We start from the raw sequence: 16,825 nt of genomic DNA, 5'->3' as shown, positions 1-16,825 counted from the left end.
GGTCACCGCCGGCGGTACGCGGCGCGCACCTCCGCGCCCGGCGCTCCCCCGTCAGGCAGCGCCGCCGCCGCGGCGTACGCCGCCGGATCGGCCAGCACCTCGGGTGGGAAGGTCAACACCGGGCCTCCCTGCGGGAAAGGGCTTTCTCTGCGGTACGGTGACTAGCCGGCGCGGCGAAACGCCGTCAACAGACCGAGGGGGCGGGCCATGGCGACCCTGTCCGACGTGGCCCGCCGCGCGGGCGTCTCACCCGCCACCGCCTCCCGCGTCATCAACGGCAGCAGCAAACCGGTCACCGACGAGCTGCGCGAGCGGGTGCTCGCCGCCGTCGCCGAGTTGCAGTACGTGCCCAACGCGCACGCCCAACTGCTGGCCCGCTCGCACCGCAGCGCGGTCGGCGTGATCGTGCACGACGTCTCCGACCCGTACTTCGCCGAGATCACCCGAGGGCTGCAACGGGTCGCCACCGACCAGGGCCGGCTGCTGATGATCTGCAACAGCTACCGCGACCCGGACCGCGAGCTGGAGTACGTGGAGCTGCTGCGCGGCCACCAGGTGGCGGCACTGATCCTGGCCGGCTCCGGGTACCACGACGAGGCGTTCACCCGGCAGCTCAACGAGAAGCTCGCCGCGTACGAGGCCACCGGCGGGCGGGTCGCGGTCATCGGCCGCCACGAGCACTCCGGCGACGCCGTCATGCCGGACAACCGGGCCGGTGGTCACCTCGCCGGTCGCGAACTGTGCGAGCTGGGGCACCGGGCGATCGGCGTGGTCGCCGGCCCCCGCATCCTCACCACCACCACCGATCGGCTGGCCGGGCTCCGGCAGGCCCTCGCCGAGCAGGGCCGCGAGCTGCCCGAGCGCCGCGTCCGGTACGCCGAGTTCGACCGCGACGGCGGCGCCGAGGCCACCGCCCGGCTGCTCGACGCCGACCCCGGGTTGACCGCGATCGTGGCCCTCAACGACTCGATGGCCATCGGCGCCCTCGCCACCCTGCGGGCCCGCGCGCTTGCGGTGCCGCAGCAGGTCTCCGTGATCGGCTTCGACGACATGCCGATCGCTCGGGACGTGACACCCGGGCTGACCACCGTGCGGCTGCCGCTCGTCGACATGGGAGTCCGGGCGATGTCCCTGGTGCTCGGCGCGGAGGCGCCGGCGCCCCGGGTCGAGGTGCTCCCCGCCGAGCTGATCCGCCGGGACACGGCCGGGCCGGCGCCGGCCCATCGGCGCGAGACGTCCGCGTCGGCGCCCCGCGCCCGGCGAGCCGACGCCGCCTCCTGACCGGGGTCGGCCCCCGCGGCGTCCCCGGAGCGCCCCGCGTAGCCTGCGTCCCGTGCGGATCCGTGAGTTCGACGACCAGGACTGGTCGCAGGTGTGGCCGATGATCGAGGACGTGGTCCGGGCACAGGAGACCTTCCCCTACGACCCGGACATGACCGCGGACACGGCGTACCGCGTCTGGGTGGAGGCCCCGCCCGGGCGGACCGTCGTCGCGATCGACGGCGAGCGGGTGCTCGGCACCGCGAAGATGGGCACCAACCGGCCCGGGCCGGGCGCGCACGTGTCCACCGCCAGTTTCCTGGTCGCCGCCGACGCGCGGGGCCGGGGTGTGGGCACCGCGCTGTGCCGCGACGCCCTGACCTGGGCACGGCGACGGGGGTACGCCGGCATGCAGTTCAACGCCGTGGTGGAGAGCAACCGTGCGGCGGTCGAGCTGTACCGCAGGGAGGGCTTCGACGTGGTCGGCACCGTACCGGGCGCGTTCCGCCACCCCACCCTCGGCCGGGTCGGTCTGCACGTCATGTACCAGGAGTTCTGACCGCCCCCGCCGGTGGTCAGCCGGCCTGACCCACCGGGACGGCCGGAGGCGACAGATGCGTCTGCCCGCCAGCGCGGCAAATCGGGGTGAACAGCCCGCCGACCGCTACCAGCAGGCAGCCCGCTCCGGCCACGAACGCGACAGCCGCGACGCCGTACCGGCCGGCGGTCCAGGTCAGGATCGCGGCGCCGGCCGGCCCGAGGGCGTAGTGCGTGCTCCAGAACGCCGAGGTGACCCGGCCGAGCAGATGGTCGGGGGTGATCTCCTGGCGCAGCGACATCGAGCAGATCCCGCCGACGCTGAGACAGCACAGGTAGACGGCGGTCAGCGCGATGACCGCCGGCACGGTCGTCGCCATGCCGGCGCCCGCCACCGCGAACCCGCAGACGGCGTGCGCGCCGATCCAGGTGGCGCCGAAGCCGCGCCGGCGACGCAGCGGGGCCACCAGCAGCGCCCCGGCGACCGTGCCCAGCGCCGCCAGGCCGAGCACCGCGCCGACCGTGCCCTCGGTGCCGCCGAGGTCGTGCGTGACGTGGTAGATCAGCACGTCGGTGAAGCCGTAGGTCAGGAAGATGAACACCGACAGCAGGACGGTCAGCGCGCGGAGCACGGGCTGTCGCCACAGGAACCGCGCCCCGGCCAGGAACTCGGCCAGCGGGCGTTCCCGGGGCAGCGGCACGACGTCGGCGGCCGGAACGCCGCGCAGCCGGACCAGCCGCAGGCCGGCCGCCGAGAGCGCGAAGCTCGCCGCGTTGACGGCGATGGCGACCGCCGGGCCGAAGCGGGTCGACACCACACCGGCGAGCAGCGGCCCGAGAACGGCGGCCGCCGCGAACGTCGCCTGGAGCCGGCCGTTGGCCTCGGTGAGCCGGTCGGAGTCGACGAGGTTGCGCACCGCGGTCACCGCCGCGACCTGGAACAGCATGCCGGCCGCCTCGCAGATCGGCAGCACGACGAACAGCAGCCAGACCTGCGGGCCCGCGAGCCAGGCCAGCGGCACCAGGGCATAGAGGACCAGACGGGCCAGGTCCGCGACGATCATCAGCGTACGGCGGTCGTACCGGTCGACCAGCACCCCGCCGAAGATCCCGGCGACCACGGACGCCGCGCCGGCGACGGCGGTGAGCAGGCCCATCTGCGCCACCGACCCGGTCGCCTGCAACACCAGCAGCGGCACCGCCAGGTAGGCGAACGCGTCACCGGCCGCGGAGAGCGACTGCGCGATCCAGTACGTGCCGAAGGAGCGGTCCCGCCACAGCGGAACCCGCTGAGGGCGGGCAGCTCGGCTCATCCCGCCGAGAGTAACGGCGCTCGTGGTGCCGTGCTGACCGTCCCACCGGCGCCGCCCACGACGTCTGGGCGAACAGAGACGGCCCCGAAAAGGACTCCCGGGGCCGTCCTGGGGCGTACGCGGGGGCGGGTCAGCCCTGACGCAGCGGCGCGAGCGCGGCGCTCCAGGCCACGATCTTCAGCGCACCCGAGGTCGAGCCATCTCGCCGCCGTACGTCGGCGGTTCCTCCGCCACGTCGAGGGCCTCGACCTGGCCCAGCTGGCCCACGCGTTCGGGCGCGCGGGGACGGCCGACTGAGCGAGGCCGGGCCCTCGACGTGGCGACCACCGCTAGGCGTTGGCCACGAGCCGCCAGCGGTTGTCCGCGCTGCCGTTGTCGGAGTCCTGTACGGCCTGCGCGCCACGCGCGGTGGACCCGTTGAGGATGCCGAGCAGCTTGCCGCTGTTGACGTTGCGGATCTTGTAGGTGCCGTCGCCGTTGTCCACCAGGGTCCACCGGTGGTCGGCGGTGCCGTTGTCGGCCCACTGCAGGACGCGGGCGTTGTCGGCGGTGGACATGTTCTCCACGCCGAGGACCTTCCCGCTGTTGACGTTGCGGAACCGGACGGCGTTGCCGTCGGTCACCACCACCCAGTTGTGGTCGGCGGTGCCGCTGTCGTCCCACTGCAGAGCCAGCCCACCGTCGGCGGTGGACATGTTCTGGATGCCGAGCACCATCCCGCTGCCGACGTTGACCAGCCGGTGGCTGCCCCCACCGCTGCTGCCGCTGGTGTTCCAGTAGACGGTGTAGTTGAAGCCGTGGGCGTCGTGGAACGGCCCGAGGTTGACGGTGGACCCGTTCGCGGTGGCGGTGAACGCCAGCGAGCTGGTGCTGGTCCGCGCGATGGACGAGACGTTGAGTGCCGGCGGCGCGCTCAGCGTGGTGTTGCCGTAGTTGCCGCAGAGCACGCTCGGGCCGTAGGTGACGGCGGCGATGCTGGGGTTGTCGTTGGTCGGCTGCACGACGACACGCATCGGCAGACGCACCGTGATGGTGTCCCCGGCGGCCCAGGTGCGCGTGACCGTGGCGTAGCTGCCGGGCGTCGTGGTGACGGACTGCGCCACCCCATTGACGCTGATCGTCGCGCCGCTGGTCCACGCCGGAATGCGGACGCGGACGCTCCACGAGCCGCTCATCGTGCCGCCGAGGGTGAGCGTGGTGGTGTCGCTCACCGGGTACGTGGTGCTCTGCGTGACCGTGATCCCCCGCTGCGACCAGTCCAGCTCCGAGGGCACGAACAGGTTCACGGTCAGCGTCGTGCCGCTGTAGAAGTAGATGGAGTCCATCAACTTCGTGTTGATCTCCACGCCGGTGCCCTGGCAGCACCAGAACGAGTTGTAGTCGGTGCTCCAGGTGCCGCCGCCCCACGCCGGGCCCACACCCCGCCGGCCGCCCGGCTTGAGCGGGGTGAAGTAGGTGATGTGACCGTGGCTGTCGGCCGGGTTCTGCGCGCCGATCAGGTGGTTGATCGTGGCGCGCTCGTAGTAGTCGAAGTAGTCGGTCCGGTTCGGGTCGAGCAGCCACAGCTCCCGCGTCAGCTTGAGCATGTTGTAGGTGTTGCACTGCTCGCAGGTGTCGTTGCTGAGGTACCCGGCGATCGCGTTGGGCGCCCGGAAGTGTTCGGCCTGGCTGTTGCCGCCGATGACATAGGAGTGCGCGCCGACGGTGATGTTCCACGCGTTGCTGGCGATGTCCCGGTAGCGGGTCGTCCCGGTGGCCTTGAACTCGCGGGCGGCGCCGACCCACTTGGGCACCTGCGTGTTGGCGTGCAGTCCGTTGAGCTGGTCCTGGTTCGAGGCCAGGGGGTTGAACACGGCGGCGTGGTCGAACCGCTGGGCGGTGGTGAGCCACCGGGTGTCACCGGTCTGCTGGTAGATGTCGGTCAGCACCTCGTTCATGCCGCCGAACTCGGTGCCGAGCATCGACTGCATCTGGCTGGAGCTGAGCCGGGACGTGCGGGTGTCGACCCAGCCGGCGAGGGCCAGCAGCACCGTGCGGGCCTGGGTGTTGCCGGTGTAGCGCCAGACGTCGAGCAGGCCGGCGAGCGTCTTGTGGATGCAGTAGTAGGGCACGTTGCCGTTGGACAGCGTCCGTGCCTCGAGCGCGGTGAAGTCGGACTCCGGGAAGCCGGAGAGGTATCCCGAGCCGAACCCGGCCGCGCCGTTGTTCGCCTGGCACTTGGCCATCTCGGCGACCATGTAGTTCGCCTTGTCCCGGCAGGTGGTGTCGCCGAGCACCGCGTAGGCATGGGCCCACGCGGTCAGGAAGTGCCCCTGCATGTGGGTCCGGAAGGGGAAGTTCGGCGCGTCCCAGCCGCCGTTGGTGGCGGCGCCGTTGGTGGAGAGCCGGTGGTTGGCGCGGAAGTTGTAGAGCATCCGGTCGACGTCGACGATGCGCAGATAGTTCAGGGTGCGGGTCTGGTTGTCCAGCCAGCGGCCGGCGGTCAGTCGCACCTGACCGAAATCGAAGGGGTAGGCGCCGACGCCGATGTCCGACCGCGCTGGCGGGACCACGGCAGCGGCGGCGGGACCCGCGCCGAGCGTCGTGGCTCCGGTCGCGGAGAGCACGGCGGTGGCGCCGGCCGCCTGCAGCACGCGGCGTCGGCTGAGGGGCAGGGACGACATGGGACCTCCAGATGAGCGCTACCGGCGACGGGCGACAACCGGGCGGGACGGGCTCGGTGGGATGCAGGGGTCCGAACGTTAGCGTTCACATCCGTGTCCGGCATGTTACGGCCCACCGGCCCACGAATTCAAGATGGTAACTGTAGTCGTACGCCGTACACCTGTACACGAGCTGCAAGAGCGGGCGCGGCAAGGGGATGCGGTAGGGCGTTCCACCTCGTGTTATCGATAACACCCAGGGAACACGGCAAGGCCGGTCCCGGGTCAGCGCACCCGAAACGGGATGCGCGCCGAGGGCGTCGCTGGTGGAATCTCGGGATGAAGCATGATCTTGTGAGTCCCCCGAAGGCACGACCGGGTGACCGCATCGCGGTCCTGTCACCGTCCTTCGCCGCGGCCGGCGCGTACCCCGAGATCCACGAGCAGGCCATGCGACGGCTCGCCGACCTGACCGGCCTCGTCCCGGTCGAGTACCCGACCACCCGCACGGTCGGCGCGAGCGCGCAGGCGCGCGCGGCGGACATCAACGCCGCCTTCGCCGATCCCCGGGTACGCGCCATTCTCGCCGTCATCGGAGGCGAGGACCAGATCACGGTCATCCCCCACCTGGACGCCGGCCTCGCCCGCGCCGACCCGAAGCCGTTCCTGGGCACCAGCGACAACACCAACCTGCACCAGTGGCTCTGGGGGCTCGGCATCGCGAGCTTCTACGGAGGGTCCTCTCAGGTGCACCTCGGCCCCGGGCCCGCCGTGGACGACATCCACGCCCGGTCGCTGCGGGCCGCGCTCCTCACCGGCGAGCGGTTGGAGATCACCGATCCGGGCGAGTCCGAGGACATCGGGATCGACTGGGCCGACCCACGGGCGTTGCAGTCGTTCGGGGAACGCGAACCCACAAAGCCGTGGAGCTGGTACGGGCCGCGCCGCACGGTCACCGGCCCGGCCTGGGGTGGGTGCCTGGAGGTCCTCCAGTGGACCCTCACGGCGGGACGTTTCCCGTTTCCTCCGGAGGTTCTGCGCGGCGGCGTGCTGATCATCGAGACGTCGGAGGAGCTCCTTCCCGCCCGCGAGGTCGGTTGGATCGTCCGCGCGATGGGTGAACGCGGTCTCCTCGGCGCCATCGACGCGGTCCTGCTCGCCCGTCCCCCGGTCTCCGACCACACTCGTCGACCCGCCGCCGAGCAGAGGACGCGTCTACGCGAGCAGCAGCGCGACACGGTCGTCGACGTGGTGAACCGCTACAACCCGGAGGCGGTCGTCTGCGTCGGCGTCCCGTTCGGCCACACCAGGCCGCAGTGGATCCTCCCCCACGGCGGCCCGATCACCGTCGACGGCGTGGAACGGCGGATCGTCGCCGACTACCGATGAGGAGGTACGCCGTCCACGGACCGGCCGGCGGTCGGACTCTCGGAGCCCGCCGGGACGCGGACGGCGTCAGCGGGCCGGAGCGTGGGCGGCCAGCGGATTCGTGAGGGTGCCGACGAACTGAAGGGCGGCCGACGGGTCGGCCAGGTCGATCATCTGCTGGTTGTCGCGCAACTGGAGGCGGTTGAGGCAGGACAGCGCGAATTCGGGGGCGAACAGGTCGTAATGGCGGACCCGCTCGGCCAGGTGCGGCACCCGCTCGAAGTAGTCGGCGGCGCAGGTCGCGACCGTGCCCCAGAAGGCGCCCTCGGTGAGCACGCCGGCCTCGACCAGCACCGCGTTGAGGTGCCGCAGGAAGCAGTCGACCACGTCGGTGAAGATGGTCAGCAGCTTGGTGTCGTCGGGCACGTCGACCCGGATCCGCTCCACCGCCTCCGGAAGCTCGACGTCGGCGCTGAGCACCGCGATCTCCTCGGCGATGTCCTTGAAGATCACCCGCTGGACGATGTCGTGCTCGTCCAGGACCAGGATGACGTTCTCGCCGTGCGGCATGAAGGCCAGGTCGTGGGCGTAGAAGCTGTGCAGCAGCGGGGTCAGGTAGGCGTCCAGGTAGCGGCGCAGCCACACCTCGGGTGCCAGGCCGGACCGGTCGATCAGCGCCGCCGCCAGCGAGCCGCCGGCGTCGTCGACGTGCAACAGCGCGGCCATCGTGGACAGCCGCTGCCCCGGGGCCAGGCCGGGCACCGGGCTCTCGCGCCACAGCGCGGCCAGCATCTTGCGGTACGGGGAGGTCCGCTCGGTGGCCGCCTCGTACTGCCGGTGCCGGTAACCGACCGCGGCCCGCTCCCGGATGACGGTCAGCCCGGTGCCGGTCAACACCTCGTCGCCGGCGATCAGGTCGGCCAGCCAGTCGTTGATCGCCGGGGTCGCGGCCATGTACGCGGCCGACAACCCGCGCATGAAGCCCATGTTCAGCACCGACAGCGCGGTCTTGACGTAGTGCCGGCCCGGCTCGGTGACGTTGAAGAAGGTCCGGATGGACTGCTGCGCCAGGTACGAGTCCGGCCCGGGGCCCAGGTGCACCAGCCGACGCTGGGCCACCTCCCCCGCGAACGTCACGGCCAGCCTGTTCCACCACTGCCACGGGTGCGCCGGGATGAGGTGGTAGTCGGCGAGGTCCAGGCCGAGGTCCGCCATCGTGGCGGCGAACCGGGCCCGGGTCTCGGCGTCCAGCTCGCCGGCGATGAGCGTGTCGTAGTCCAGGCCTGCGGCGCTGCTGAACGTCGAATGGTCCCGGTGCGCGGCCAGCCATTCCAGGCGTACCGGGGTGGCGGCCTCGGGGGCGTAGCGGTGGTACTCGTCCACGCCGAAGCCGAGCCGGCCGTTGTTGGCCACGAAGCAGGGGTGGCCCTCGGTCATCGACGTCTCGATGGCCTGGAAGTCCGCCCCGGCCAGCTCGGCGGCGCTCGGCAGGGACCGGGCCAGCTTGTACGCGGTACCGGCGAGGGTGGAGGTGATCTCCTCCAGATAGACCGGGAGCACCCGCGCGGACAGGCCGAGGGTGCCGCGCAGCTCGACGATCAGGTCCACGGCGTCGGGTGGCAGCGCGACGCCGTCCCGGTGCCGGGTGATGCTGTCGGCGTCGACCTGCCAGTGGGCCAGGGCGAGCACCCGGGCGACGAACCGGTACGTGACGGCGCCGTCGTCGCTGCGGACCTCGTACCACTGCCGGTCGTCGGGGCCGGGCACGGGCACCGGGGTGAGCAGCCGTTCGTGGGTGAACTCGGCGAGCGCCTTGCGGACCAGCATCCGGTTGGCCCGCGCCCAGCGGTACGGGGTGAGGTGCGCGACCGGGTCGCCGGGGGCGGCCTGGCCGGCTGCGGTCGGCGGGGTGGGGACGGCGGTGCTGGTCACGCCGGGGCTCCTTCGTGTCGGGTGGCGGCAGCGGGCTCGGCGGCGGCGGTGGGCCCGGCGGCGGGCTTGGCGGCGGCGGTGGGCCCGGCGGTGGCCTCGAACTGGGCGCGCGTGCAGACGCTGAGCAGCGCGTCCTTCTCCGGCTTGGCGATCGGGCCGACGACGGCGAAGCCGACGGTGGCGTTCAGCGCGTGCACGGCGGTGTTGCGCACGTCCGGCTCGACCACCACCCGCACGGTCGCCAGGTCGGCGAAGAGCCACGCCATGACGGTACGGATCACCGCGCGGGTGAAACCGTGCACGGGAGCGCTGGCGGGCGCGCACAGGAAGTGCATGCCCACGTCGCCGGGCCGGGCGTCGTACCGGCCGACCAGTTCGACGTGCGCCGGGTCGTAGCGTTCGGCCAGGAAGGCCGGTTCGCCCCGCCACAGGCCGAGGTACGCGTCGTGGTGCGGGTGGGCGGCGATACGCCGGTACTCCTCGACGACCTGGGCCTCGTCGGCGTCCTGCATCAGCCAGAACGCCGCCTTCGGGTGGGTCACCCAACCGTGCAGCAGCGGGGCGTCGGCCTCCGGATCGAGGGTACGCAGGGCGAACGCGCCGAGCCGGTCGTCGACGCGGGTGAAGACCACGCTCACGAAATCACCCCGAACTCCTGGAAGGTGATGCTCTTCTCGATCGGGTAGTGCTCCCGGCCGAGCAGCTCGCGGATGATCCAGGAGTTGCGGTACGCGCCCATGCCCAGATCCGGTGAGGTGATGCTGTGCGTGTGGGTGCCCGCGTTCTGCAGGAAGATGCCCCGCCCGCTGTGGTCGATGCTGTAGTTGCGGGCCACGTCGAAGCGGCCGTGCGCGTCCCAGCGGATCCGTTCGCGCACCGGGGCCAGGAACTCCGGCACCCGGTAGTGGTAGCCCGTGGCCAGCACGAGTCCCTCGGTGCGCAGGGTGAAGTCCCGCTCCTGCTCTACGTGCCGCAACCCGAGCGTGTACTCCCCGTCGCGGTGGACGGCGTCGACCAGTTCGGTGTTGGTCAGCAGCCGGGTACGCGCCGGCCCGTCGACGGTGTGCGCGTAGAGCAGGTCGAAGATGTCGTTGATCAGGTCGGCGTTGATGCCCTTGAACAGGCCCTTCTGCTCGGCCTCCAGCCGGTAGCGGGTCGCCTCGGGCAGCGCGTGGAAATAGTCCACGTAGTCCGGTGAGGTCATCTCCAGTGTCAGCTTGGTGTATTCGAGCGGGAAGAACCGGGGCGAGCGGGTGACCCAGTTCAGCTGGTAGCCGTACCGGTCGAGGTCGCCGAGCAGGTCGTGGTAGATCTCGGCGGCGCTCTGCCCGCTGCCCACCACCGTGATGCTGCGCTTGGTGCGCAGCGCGTCCCGGTGCTCCAGGTAGCGCGAGTTGTGCACGGCATCCCCGCTCAGCCCGGCGACGGCGGCCGGCAGGTGCGGCGGGGTGCCGGTGCCGAGCACCAGGTGCCGGGCCCGGTAGGTGACGGTCTCGGACTCGCCGGTGGTGGCCCGCACCACGTACCGCTCGTCGGCGCTGTCGTACTCCACCGTGGTCACCGTCTGGCCGAAGCGCAGGTTCGGCAGCTTCGCCGCCGCCCACCGGCAGTACGCGTCGTACTCGCTGCGCAGCGGGTAGAAGCTCTCCCGGATGTAGAACGGGTAGAGCCGGCCGATCTCCTTGAGGTGGTTGAGGAACGAGTACGGCGAGGTCGGGTCGGCGAGGCTCACCAGGTCGGCGATGAACGGGGTCTGCAACCGGGCCGACTCCAGCAGCATGCCGGGGTGCCAGGCGAGGCTCGGCCGGGCCTCCAGGAACACCCCGTCCAGCTCGTCGATCGGCGCGGTGAGACAGGCCAGGCCCAGGTTGTACGGGCCGAGCCCGATGGCGACGAAGTCGTGGGTGGACATCTTCTTCTCCTGGCGCGGGTCCGGGGTCAGCCGACGGGGCAGGTCAGGTCGGCGGCGACGTTGTCGCGCACGTACCGGCCGGCGTGGCTGGCGATCAGTTCGAGCACGTGGCTGACGTCGTCGACGGTCGTGGCCGGGTTGAGCAGCGTGAACTTGAGGAAGTGCCGGCCGTCCACCCGGGTGCCGGCGACCACGGCGAGTCCGGAGGCGGCCAGCGCCTCCCGGGCGTACAGGTTGGCGCCGTCGGCCAGCTCGCGGCCCGGGCCGGTGGGCAGGTAGCGGAAGACCACGGTGCTCAACTGCGAGCGGGTCTCCACCGCGAAACGCGGGTCCTGGCTGACGAGCTGCCAGGCCTCGGCCGCAGTGTCGACCACCTCGTCGAAGAGCGCGCCGAGCGCGTCCGGGCCCATCACCCGCAGGGTCAGCCAGAGCTTGAGCGCGTCGAACCGGCGGGTGGTCTGCAGGCTCTTGTCGACCTGGTTGGGGATCTGCTGCTGCACCATGCGCGCGGGGTTGAGGTAGTCGGCGTGGTACGTGGCGTGCCGCAGCGTCCGCCGGTCGCGGACCAGCAGGGCGCTGGAGCTGACCGGCTGAAAGAACGACTTGTGGTAGTCGACGGTCACCGAGTCGGCCCGTTCGATGCCGTCGAGCAGGTGCCGGCGGGTCGGCGAGACGAGCAACCCGCAGCCGTACGCGGCGTCGACGTGCAGCCAGACGCCCGTCGCCGCGCAGATCCCGGCCAGCTCCGCGAGCGGGTCGATGGAGCCGAAGTCGGTGGTGCCGGCGGTGCCGACGACGGCCATCACGGACAGTCCGGCCTGCCGGCACCGGGTGATCTCGTCGCGGACGGCGGCGGGCCGGATCCGCCGCTGCGCGTCGGTGGGTACCGTGATCACCGCGTCCGGGGCGAGACCGAGGAGCTTGGCGGACTTCTGCACGCTGAAGTGCCCGGCGGCGGACGTGAGCACGCGCAGTCGGGGCAGCAGCTCCAGGCGGGCCGCCGGGGTGATCACGGCGGCGCACGCCTCCTCCCGGGCCAGCAGCAGCGCCTGGAGGTTGGACTGGCTGCCCCCGCTGGTGAACACGCCGTCGGCGTCCGGGCCGAGGCCGACCCGGGCGGCGGTCCAGTCGATCAGTCGACGCTCGATGAGCGTGGCGCCGGCGCTCTGGTCCCAGGTGTCCAGGGAGGAGTTCACCGCGCTCAGCACCGCCTCGCCGAGCAGCGCCGGGATGACCACCGGGCAGTTGAGGTGGGCCAGGTAGCGAGGGTGGTGGAACCAGACGGCGTCGCGCAGGTAGGCGTCCTCCAGCTCGTCCAGGGCCGCGCCGGCGTCGCCCAGGGGCCGGTCCAGGTCGACGGTGTTCACGAGGGAGGCCAGCTCGGCGGGAGCGACGCCGGTGGCGGGCCGGTCCACCGTGGCGACCCGGCGGGCGACCCGGTCGACGCCGTCGGCGATCGCCCGCCGGTACTGCTCGACCGAGCCGTCGTGCAGCAGCTGCGCCCGCGCCGCGGGCAGCACGCCGGTCGAGACCGGTGGTGCGGCGGCCTGCGCGCCGGTCGGCACGGGCGGGTCGGTCTCGACGGGGTACGTCGGCACGGTCACGGGAGGTCCTCCACGTTCTCGACGATGGGCAGCCGGAACCCTCCCCGGGCGCGTCCGCGTGCCGGGGGACATGCTGCGTGTGTGGTGGGGCGCTACTCAGGCGGTGGCGCCGGCCAGCGCCTCGGCGCGCAGGTCCTCCTCGGAGAGCCCGCGCCGCCAGTAGCCGGCGAAGGTCACCCGTCGACGGTCGAAGCCGCGCTCGCCGACCAGGTGCCGGCGCAGCGCCCGCACCACGCCGGACTCGCCGGCGATCCAGGCGTACGGGGTGCCGGCGGGCAGCCGGGCGGCGCGGAGCGCGCTGAGCAGCAGGTCACTGCCGGGCGTCGTGCTGCCGCGTACGATCCAGCGGATCTCCGCGTCGGCGTCGGTGGGCAGCTCGGTGATGTCCGCCGCGTCCGGGACCTCGATCCAGGCACGCACCCGGGTGCCGGCGGGCAGCCAGGCCAGGATTCCGGCGGTGGCCGGCAACGCGGTCTCGTCGGCCGCCAGCACCACGAGATCGGTGTCGTCCGGCGGGCGGAAGCAGACGCTGCGGTTGTCGTACACCGCAGGGCCGAGCAGCAGCACCCGGTCACCGAACCCCGCCAGGCTGGCCCACCGCGAGGCGGGACCGGTGCCGCCGTGGCCGACGAAGTCGATGTCCACCTCGCCGGCCGCCGGGCGGTGCTCCCGGATGGTGTACGAGCGCATGACCGCACGGACGTCCGGCGCAAGGGCCCGCCAGGCGCCGAACCAGTCCCCGCCCCGCTCGACCGGGACGACCGGGGCGTCCTGACCCGGGTGCGGCAGGAACAGCGAGACGCTCTGGTCCCGCCCGCCGCCGGCGAAGTCGGTCAGCTCCGCGCCGCCGAGGGTGACCCGGATCAGCGAGGCGCCGACCCGCCGGGCCCGCACGACGTGCGCGGCGAAGAAGCGGTACTGCAGGGCGACGGGTTCGACGGTGCTGGCGCTCATGGTGTCAGCCGACCTTCTTCGCGTTCCGGATGGCGGTGGCGAGGTTCTCCAGCAGCGGCGCGGCACCGGCGTACGAGAAGCGGGGCACCGCGTCCCACGGGGCCACCTGGTTGGCCCGTACGGCGGGCAGCTGCTGCCAGGTCGGCTTGGCGGTGAGGTCCTTGGGTTGCAGGGCGGTGCTGCGGTTGTCCAGCAGGATCAGGTCGGCGGGGAACTTGCCGGCGTTCTCCCAGCTGAGCGCCTCGAAGTAGTCGCCGGCCTCGAGCTTGGTGGGCACCACGATGTCGACGCCCAACTCGGCGAAGTACATGAGGTCGGTGCTGACCTTGGGGTTGGAGACGTAGAACAGGTCGGGGCTGCCGGAGCAGGCCATCACCTTGATGCCCGGGTTGGCCTTGACGGCCTGGCGGACGGCGTCGGCGGCGGCGGCGAAGCGGGTCTTCGCGTCGGTGACCTTCTTGGCCGAGAGGTCGGCGCCGAGCGACTGCGCCAGCTCGGCGTACCGCTCGATGGGCTTGGTCATCGGCACCCGGGCGGTGGTGATCGCCACGCTGGGCGCGAGCGGCAGGATCTTGTCCTTGCTCTCGTCCGGCACGTACCAGAGGGCGTCCGGGTCGTACATGTGGGTGACGAGCAGCTCGGGGCGCAGGGCGGCGTACTTCTCCAGGCTGAACTCGCCCCAGGAGTTGCCGAGGATCTCGACGCCCTCGACGTTCAGGTCGCCGGCCTGCGGATCGGCCGTGCCATCGGCCCGCTTGGTCTCCCCGAACACCCCGACGAGCTGCTTGTCGAGACCGAAATCGACCAGTGCTGCCGCCACTCCGGTGAAGGCCACCACGCGCGCCGGGCGGGCCGGCGCCTCGATCTTCTTGGTGCGGTCGTCGGTGAACGACCAGGGGCCACCAGCATTGCCGCTGCCAGCGGGCTTGGCGGCGTCGTCCTTGCCGCAGCCGGCCAGCAGCGCGGCCAGCGTGGCGGCACCGCCGGCGGCCAGCAGGCCACGACGAGAGAGGCGACGGGCGGACAGTGCATCGGGCATGGTGTCGTCTTTCGATCAAGGGAAGGTCGGGGTCGACCGGGACAGCGGAGTTAGGTTAGCCTAACCTCGGTCGTTGTCAACAGCGGTTCGCCGTGTCGCCACACCCCCGGAGCCCACACTGGACGCCACACCCACCGTCACCGCACTGGCACCCTCCGTGCCGAACAGGGCGACGGCACCTCCCCCGCAGCGACACCGGGCGGCCCGCGCCGTCGGCCTGCTCTGCGCGGCGGCGCTGCTCGGCGTGATCCTGGTGCTCAGCATCGCGGTCGGCGCGAAGTCGTTGCCGCTCACCGACGTCTGGTCCGGGTTGCTGCACCGCGACGCCGCCGAGTACGCGGTGGTGCACCGGATGCGCCTGCCCCGCACCCTGCTCGGGCTGCTCGCCGGCACGGCGCTCGGAGTGGCCGGCGCCGTGATGCAGGCCCTCACCCGCAACCCCCTGGCCGACCCCGGGCTGCTCGGCATCAACGCGGGCGCGTCCGCCGCCGTGGCCACCGCCGCCGCCTTCCTGGGCGTCACCGCCATCGGCGGGTACGTCTGGTTCGCGCTGCTCGGCGCCGCGCTGGTCACCGCGCTGGTCTACGCCGTGGGCGGCGGACGCGGCGCCACCCCGGCCCGCCTCGCGCTGGCCGGCGCGGCCCTCAACGCCACCCTGTACTCGTTCGTGAGCGCGGTCATGCTGCTGGACACCGCCTCGCTGGACCGGCTGCGGTTCTGGACGGTCGGCTCGCTGGCCAGCGCGGACTCCGCGACCGTGACCCGGGTCGCGCCGTTCATCCTGGTCGGCCTGCTGGTCGCGCTCGGCGCCGCCCGGCCGCTGAACGCCCTCGCGCTCGGCGACGACGCGGCCCGGGCCCTGGGCGCCCGACCGGCCCTGATCCGGGCCGCCGTGATCGTCGCGGTCACCCTGCTCTGCGGCGCGGCGACCGCGGCGTGCGGCCCGATCGTCTTCGTCGGCCTGCTGGTGCCCCACCTGGTCCGCGCGCTGACCGGGCCCGACCTGCGCTGGCTGCTGCCGTACTGCGCGGTGCTCGCGCCGGTGCTGCTGCTCGGCGCCGACGTGCTGGGCCGGGTGCTCGGCCGGCCCGGTGAACTCCAGGTCGGCATGGTCACCGCCGTGCTGGGCGGCCCGCTCTTCCTCTGGCTGGTCAGCCGCTCACGGGTGGCCCACCCGTGAGCGCGCGTACCAGCGGTCGCGCGCCGCGCAGCGGAGCGGTGACGTGACGGTCATCCGTACCCCCGGTGGGTTGTCGGTGCGGTTCCGCCCCCGCGCCCTGGCCGTCGGCGTCGGCGCGGCGGTGCTCGCCGCCGGCCTCGGTCTGGTCGCGATGGGCAGCGGCGACTACCCGATGGGCCCGACCGACGTGCTGCGCACCCTGACCGGCGGCGGCAGCGCGGCGGAGCAGTTCATCGTGACCGAGCTGCGACTGCCCCGACTGGTCACCGCGCTGCTGGTCGGCGCCGCGCTGGCACTGGGCGGCACGGTGTTCCAGTCGCTGGTCCGTAACCCGCTGGGCAGCCCGGACATCCTCGGCTTCACCCAGGGCGCGTCGACCGGCGCGCTGGTGGTGGTCGTCCTGGGCGGCGGCAGCCTGGCCCTGGCCGGCGCCGCGGTCGTCGGCGGGCTCGCCACCGGCCTGCTCGTCTACGCGCTCGCCTGGCGGCGCGGCGTGCACGGCTACCGGCTCGTCCTGGTCGGCATCGGCGTCGCCGCGATCCTCACCGGCGTCAACGGCTACCTGCTGACCCGGGCCCCGCTGATGGACGCCGCCCGCGCGGTGCTCTGGCTCACCGGCAGCCTGGACGGGCGGGGCTGGGCCAACGCCGGGCCGCTGCTCGCGGTGACCGCTGTGCTGGCGCCGCTGCTGCTCGTCGTCTGCGCCCCGGCGCTGCGGATGATGGAGCTGGGCGACGACACGGCCAACGCGCTCGGCGTGCCGGTCCGCCGGCTGCGCCTGGTGCTGCTCGCCGCGGCCGTGGTGCTGGTCTCGTTCGCGGCGGCCGCCGCCGGCCCGGTGTCGTTCGTGGCGCTCGTCGCACCGCACGTGGCCAAGCGGCTGACCCGGGCGCCCGGCCCGAACCTACTGCCGTCGATGGCCCTCGGCGCGGCCCTGCTGGTCGGCGCCGACCTGCTGGCCCAGCGCGCGTTCACCGGGCACCAGCTTCCGGTCGGTGTGGTGACCGGAGTGCTCGGCGGCGGCTACCTGGTCTGGCTGTTGGCCGTCGAACGCCGGGCCGGCCGGCTGTGAACACCCCTTTCG

The 16,825-nt window shown here is 72.6% G+C and carries 13 protein-coding genes; 5 read left to right on the top strand and 8 right to left on the bottom strand.

Translation table 11 applies throughout. From position 1 onward, the window contains the following. The first annotated feature begins 207 nt into the window (after positions 1 to 207). Together OG505_RS07950 and OG505_RS07945 are read left to right on the top strand one after the other, a co-directional pair. Positions 208 to 1,281, top strand: a complete 1,074-nt coding sequence (locus OG505_RS07950; protein ID WP_405432138.1) for a LacI family DNA-binding transcriptional regulator — start codon at positions 208 to 210, stop codon at positions 1,279 to 1,281. A gap of 52 nt (positions 1,282 to 1,333) precedes the next feature. Then, entirely contained in the window at positions 1,334 to 1,819 is a 486-nt protein-coding gene (locus OG505_RS07945; RefSeq protein WP_405432137.1) for a GNAT family N-acetyltransferase, read from the top strand. A gap of 16 nt (positions 1,820 to 1,835) precedes the next feature. Here OG505_RS07945 and OG505_RS07940 read toward each other — a convergent pair whose 3' ends face one another. Both OG505_RS07940 and OG505_RS07935 read right to left on the bottom strand, forming a co-directional pair. Beyond that, positions 1,836 to 3,110 carry an MFS transporter gene (locus OG505_RS07940; RefSeq protein ID WP_405432135.1) on the bottom strand — a complete coding sequence of 425 codons (1,275 nt, stop codon included), beginning with the start codon at positions 3,108 to 3,110 and terminating at the stop codon, positions 1,836 to 1,838. Between the two features lie 329 nt (positions 3,111 to 3,439). Next, the gene (locus OG505_RS07935) at positions 3,440 to 5,773 is read right to left on the bottom strand and encodes a beta-L-arabinofuranosidase domain-containing protein (RefSeq protein ID WP_405432133.1); all 2,334 of its coding nucleotides are present in this window, start codon (positions 5,771 to 5,773) and stop codon (positions 3,440 to 3,442) included. A 318-nt stretch (positions 5,774 to 6,091) separates the two neighbouring features. Between OG505_RS07935 and OG505_RS07930 the strand changes: the two genes are divergently transcribed. Continuing rightward, entirely contained in the window at positions 6,092 to 7,141 is a 1,050-nt protein-coding gene (locus OG505_RS07930; protein WP_405432132.1) for a S66 peptidase family protein, read from the top strand. Between the two features lie 66 nt (positions 7,142 to 7,207). Here the strand turns inward: OG505_RS07930 and OG505_RS07925 are convergent, their stop codons facing one another. From OG505_RS07925 to OG505_RS07900, 6 genes are all read right to left on the bottom strand, one after another. Then, the gene (locus tag OG505_RS07925; RefSeq protein ID WP_405434421.1) at positions 7,208 to 8,947 is read right to left on the bottom strand and encodes an IucA/IucC family protein; all 1,740 of its coding nucleotides are present in this window, start codon (positions 8,945 to 8,947) and stop codon (positions 7,208 to 7,210) included. Between the two features lie 101 nt (positions 8,948 to 9,048). Further along, positions 9,049 to 9,690, bottom strand: coding sequence for a GNAT family N-acetyltransferase (locus OG505_RS07920; RefSeq protein ID WP_405432131.1), 642 nt, complete (start codon positions 9,688 to 9,690; stop codon positions 9,049 to 9,051). Continuing rightward, entirely contained in the window at positions 9,687 to 10,964 is a 1,278-nt protein-coding gene (locus OG505_RS07915) for a lysine N(6)-hydroxylase/L-ornithine N(5)-oxygenase family protein (protein WP_405432129.1), read from the bottom strand. The genes OG505_RS07920 and OG505_RS07915 overlap by 4 nt, the downstream gene beginning before the upstream one ends. A 26-nt stretch (positions 10,965 to 10,990) precedes the next feature. After that, positions 10,991 to 12,568, bottom strand: coding sequence for a pyridoxal phosphate-dependent decarboxylase family protein (locus OG505_RS07910; protein ID WP_405432128.1), 1,578 nt, complete (start codon positions 12,566 to 12,568; stop codon positions 10,991 to 10,993). 96 nt (positions 12,569 to 12,664) lie between these two features. Then, on the bottom strand, positions 12,665 to 13,522 hold the full coding sequence (locus OG505_RS07905; RefSeq protein WP_405432127.1) for a siderophore-interacting protein: 858 nt from the start codon (positions 13,520 to 13,522) through the stop codon (positions 12,665 to 12,667). 4 nt (positions 13,523 to 13,526) lie between these two features. Then, a complete protein-coding gene (locus OG505_RS07900) occupies positions 13,527 to 14,561 on the bottom strand; it encodes an ABC transporter substrate-binding protein (RefSeq protein WP_405432125.1) in 1,035 nt (344 codons plus the stop codon). A 145-nt stretch (positions 14,562 to 14,706) separates the two neighbouring features. On the opposite strand from OG505_RS07900, the gene OG505_RS07895 reads away from it, so the two are divergent. After that, positions 14,707 to 15,741 carry a FecCD family ABC transporter permease gene (locus OG505_RS07895; protein WP_405434420.1) on the top strand — a complete coding sequence of 345 codons (1,035 nt, stop codon included), beginning with the start codon at positions 14,707 to 14,709 and terminating at the stop codon, positions 15,739 to 15,741. A 43-nt stretch (positions 15,742 to 15,784) separates the two neighbouring features. Continuing rightward, positions 15,785 to 16,813 (top strand): FecCD family ABC transporter permease, encoded by a 1,029-nt coding sequence (locus tag OG505_RS07890; protein ID WP_405432124.1) that lies wholly within the window; start codon positions 15,785 to 15,787, stop codon positions 16,811 to 16,813. Positions 16,814 to 16,825: the final 12 nt, after the last annotated feature.

The sequence above is a fragment of the Micromonospora sp. NBC_00617 genome (genome assembly GCF_045161355.1).
In the GTDB taxonomy this organism is placed as follows: Bacteria; Actinomycetota; Actinomycetes; order Mycobacteriales; family Micromonosporaceae; genus Micromonospora.
Note: the sequence above shows the minus strand (reverse complement) of the source record. Positions and strands in the feature narration are given on the sequence as shown.